Raw genomic sequence first — 1,452 nt, forward strand, 5'->3', positions numbered from 1 at the left:
AACGCCGACGCCGACGCCTACGTAGCCCTGTCCAACGGCAGCGTCTTCACCGGCACCTCGATCAAGTGGAACGACCACTTCACCCTCCCCGGCGAGTTCCCCTACACCGGCGACTACAACGGCGACGGCAAAGACGACATCGTCACCTTCACCCTCGGCAACACCAACGACGTGTACGTCGGCCTGTCCAACGGCTTCGCCTTCGCCACCGGCGCCAAATGGCACGACTTCTTCGGCCTCCCCGGCGAGACGACCCTTTAAGGAGAGCGACATGCGATGGAAGCACGTCTTACTCGGCGTCCTGGCCACTTCCGGGATGCTGTTCGCCGGTAAACCCGCGCTCGCGGCCGAAGACCCGATGAGCGAGGCGTTCTCGGCGGCCACGACGGAGTACCAGGTTCCCAGAGACCTTCTCGTGGCGGTCGGCTACGGGGAGACGCATCTCGACGATCACGGCGGAAAGCCGAGCGCTTCGAACGGCTACGGCGTGATGCACCTGGTCAGCAACCCGCAGCAGCAGACGCTGGAAAAGGCGGCCAAGCTCACCGGCGAATCGCAGGACAAGCTGAAGAGCGACACGGCGGCCAACATCCGGGGCGGCGCGGCCGTTCTGCGGGCGCTCGCGGACGAGGCGGGCCTGACGGAGGCCCAGCGCTCGCACATGGAGTCCTGGTACCCGGTCGTCGCCGCGTACGGTGGCGCGTCCAGTGACCAGGTGGCCCGGCTTTACGCCGACACCGTCTACGGCATTCTCGCCCAAGGCATCGCCGGCAAGGTCACCGTACAACCGCAAAAGGTCGTACCGGAGCGCGGGAAATATGAGAAGGTCAAGCCGCTGGGCCAGTCCACCGGCGACGTGAGCACGCAGGCGGACGCGAGCGTTCAAAGCGCTGACTATCCGCCCGCGCACTGGGTCCCGGCCAACGGAAACAACTATTCGGCGGGCCGGTCCAAGCCCATCAAGTACATCGTCATCCACGTCACGCAAGGCTCGTACGCGGGCACGATCAACTGGTTCCAGAACCCGTCCGCCCAGGTGAGCGCGCACTACGTGGTGCGTTCCTCGGACGGCGACGTGACCCAGATGGTCCGCGACGGCGACACCGCCTATCACGTACGGTCGACCAACCCGGAGGCGCTCGGCATCGAGCACGAGGGCTTCGTGGACAACCCGTCGTGGTTCACCGACGCGATGTACCGTTCCTCCGCGGCGCTGACCCGCTATCTCGCCGACAAGCACGGAATTCCGCGCACTCGCGCGAACATCGTCGGCCACAACGAACTGCCCGGCAACGACCACACCGACCCGGGCCCGCACTGGAACTGGAACTACTACATGTCGCTCGTGAACGCGGACGGCGGCGGTCTTCCGATGCTGGGTGGTTCGCCCGCCGATTTCAACGGTGACGGCAAGGACGACATCGTCACCTTCTCCAAGAACGCCTCGGCGGA

Annotated in this window: 2 protein-coding genes; both read left to right on the forward strand. The window is 65.6% G+C overall.

Translation table 11 applies throughout. The annotated features are described in order from the left end of the window. On the forward strand, positions 1–261 hold a 261-nt coding region (locus AB0J64_RS57255), incomplete at its 5' end, for a hypothetical protein (protein ID WP_364047259.1). Positions 262–271: 10 nt separating this feature from the next. Continuing rightward, positions 272–1,452 (forward strand): N-acetylmuramoyl-L-alanine amidase (locus tag AB0J64_RS57260; protein ID WP_364047262.1); only part of this gene is annotated, 1,181 nt, incomplete at its 3' end.

The sequence above is a fragment of the Nonomuraea sp. NPDC049695 genome (assembly GCF_040674955.1).
GTDB lineage: Bacteria > Actinomycetota > Actinomycetes > Streptosporangiales > Streptosporangiaceae > Nonomuraea > Nonomuraea helvata.